This is a genomic window from Planktothrix sp. FACHB-1355, from assembly GCF_014748295.1.
GTDB lineage: Bacteria > Cyanobacteriota > Cyanobacteriia > Cyanobacteriales > Aerosakkonemataceae > Aerosakkonema > Aerosakkonema funiforme_A.
The window spans coordinates 1-2,768 of record NZ_JACJUP010000976.1 but is presented as its reverse complement, the minus strand read 5'-3'; the positions used below and the strand labels follow the sequence as shown (position 1 = coordinate 2,768).

The following is a 2,768-nucleotide window of genomic DNA, read 5'->3' as shown; positions in this document are numbered from 1 at the left end:
CTTTAATAGCTTATTAGTTATATAATTTTTAACATTTCTTTACTTTAAGTTAAATAGCCGTTAAGGAACTTGCCAAAAAGAGCTTTTTGATGTATGTAGAATTCATAGCTACTTAGCTATAAATTGTGCCGTCAGGCATAATTGCACCTTGCAACTTAGCATCAGTCAAAATTGTTTTCGTCAAATCTGCGCCGCGCAGATCGGCTTTTTGTAACAACACTCCCGTCAAATCCGCATAACTGAGGTCTGCGCCTTGCAAACTGGCTTCGCTCAAATCTGTATGGTAAAACTGAGTAGTTCCCCAAACTCTTAAGATAGCTCTACAGAGTTTGGCTCCATCCAGATTGGCGCGACCCAGCATTACACCGCTGAGGTTAGCATAGCTGAGGTCGGCACCTTTGAAAACGGCATTTCCCAAGTCTGTGCGTTGGTCGGAAGTAGGGCGAAAGTCTGCTTCAAATAAAATCGCATTGCCAAGATTAGCTTCGCTTAAATTAGCTCCATTCAGACAAGCTTTAACTAATATTGCGGCTGACAAATCAGTTTTAATCATCTTGGCTCCGCTCAAATCTGCTTCCCGCAGCTGAGCTAGCTGGAAGTTTGCTTCGCTTAAGTCCGCTCCCCAAAGAATGCTTTCACTGAGATTAGCTCGGCTGAGGTTAGCTTTACTTAAATTAGAGCGTCCTAACCTTACTTCGCGCAAGTCAGATTGACTCAAGTTTGCGCCAGTAAAATTAACTTTGAGTAAATCTGCGCCGCGCAAAGAAACGGCAGACAAGTCTATGTGGGGAAATTCCCGTTCTGCGGCTGCATATTTTTGCAAAAATTCCTCAGCATTCATATTTTTTTTATGTTTGTGATTTGTATCAGTTGAAAACGGGAATAGGAGCGATCGCACAGGCAGGCTGAGTTAATTCTGCCATGACTTCGGTAACTGACATAATTCGCTTTGCTCGTCCCGCGTTGGCGCTAGAAAAGATGAGGCCGTTTTCAACATCGCCTCTCGCAGCGCGATCGAGTGCTTGGATAATGCAGTAAGTTTCTTGGCGATCGCGACACAGACAGCTTTGCAAGCAGTTAGCAATGCACCGCCGTTCTATATTTGGAGATTGGGCGATCGCATCAGAGGCAAACTTGTTGCGAATAGCGCGTCCCGGTACTCCCAAAGGACTGGGTACGATCGCCACGTCGTCTGGATTGGCATTGAGATGGAATTCTTTATAACGAATATCGGCATCGCATTCGTGGGTGGTGATGAAGCGAGTTCCGATCTGCACCCCGTTAGCGCCGAGTGCGAGCATAGCATCAATATCAGCTTTGTCCCAAATGCCGCCGGCGGCAATAATCGGAATAGCAGCGCCCAATTCTCTACGCAAGTAATCCGCCAATTCGGGAATTAGTTGTTCAATTTTATACGCGGGTTTTTCCACATCTTGAGATTTGCCTGCCAAGTGTCCGCCTATAGTTTTAGAACACTGAACTATAAAGGCATCGGGCAAGCGATCGTACTTACTTTCCCATGTTTGGCAGAGTGTCCTGGCCGCAGCAACTGTTGATACCGTCGGCACCAGTGCTGTATCTGGGTAGTTGGCCGTGTATTCCGGTAGATCCAGGGGCAATCCCGCCGCAGTAGTTATCAAATTAGCACCGTTCTCTACTGCTGTACGCACTAAGTTTGCGTAGTTCCGCACTGCCACCAGGACGTTGACCCCAATTACTCCGTGCGGACTGATAGTGCGAGCTTTCTGCAATTCATTGATGAGCGCTAAGCAATTGGCAAGAGAAAATTTTACTCTTTTGCGGTGCAAATCTGGCATGAAGTAGGGTGAGTTTAGCCCCAAGCCAACTGTGGCCACAATACCGATGCCACCTGCGTTGGCGACTGCTCCAGCTAGATTTGCCCCAGAAACTCGCACCGCCATCGCACCCTGAATGATGGGATAGCGGGCAATGTGTTTACCAATGTGAAGCGAGGGTAGTGTTTTCATAGGTTAGTAGCGTAATTTTGGCACGGCTATGCAGTGTATCAGGAAAGTTGTGATTTCCCAATCAATCCCGACTATTTAAGTCTGGATTGATTATTGGCAATGGTTTCAGCCTTTTATTTTTATATATAAGAATAAAAAATAAAGAAAAAAACGATCGCGCCTGGGCCAGATTAGTAGGTTGGGTTGAGGTACGAAACCCAACTCAGATCTTGCACCAGCGTCAGAAACCGGGTTTCTTGCCAATAGCTAAACTGGTAAGCCTAGATTTTTCGTGAAGAAACCCGGTTTCTCAAGTCTTATTGTGCAATATGTAACCCAAGGCAAAAGTTGGGTTTCGCTTCTCTCAACCCAACCTACAGAAAATCCTTATCTGGCGAAATGCCACTCCAGTAATTCAATCGGAGCCTGCTGAAGCGCTTCTGTCAGTTCCGAGTTACTATCAAATTTGACTTGCGTGAGATAGCACGCTTCTACGCGGACAGGGAACTCTTCATCTTCAAAAGGCCAAGGTGTGACAGTGACATTGCTATCCCTACGCTGCATAACATCATAGCGTTCGCCGTCTGGCCCTTTGGCGATTTCTAAGGCACGTTCGCCTGCGGGCAATTCCCGTTTGCACAAGATCAGAGAGAGGCGATCGCACAACTGCATAAAAGCATAAGCGCGATCGGCTTCTTCTTTGGCAATCTTCAATTCGTGTTGCCATTTTGCTTGATGCTCTTTTTGTTCGTCCAGAAAACTATCTAATTCTTGTGATTCTCCCCGTTTACCTTCAGTCAA

Annotated in this window: 3 protein-coding genes; all 3 read right to left on the bottom strand. The window is 46.2% G+C overall.

Annotated elements, in window-relative coordinates:
* Window positions 1-112 precede the first annotated feature (112 nt).
* Window positions 113-841, bottom strand: coding sequence for a pentapeptide repeat-containing protein (locus tag H6S82_RS27795; protein WP_190463080.1), 729 nt, complete (start codon window positions 839-841; stop codon window positions 113-115).
* 25 nt (window positions 842-866) lie between these two features.
* Complete coding sequence (locus tag H6S82_RS27790; protein WP_190463082.1) at window positions 867-1,988, bottom strand: nitronate monooxygenase family protein; 1,122 nt, start codon at window positions 1,986-1,988, stop codon at window positions 867-869.
* A gap of 366 nt (window positions 1,989-2,354) precedes the next feature.
* Window positions 2,355-2,768 (bottom strand): DUF3891 family protein (locus tag H6S82_RS27785; protein ID WP_191057072.1); only part of this gene is annotated, 414 nt, incomplete at its 5' end.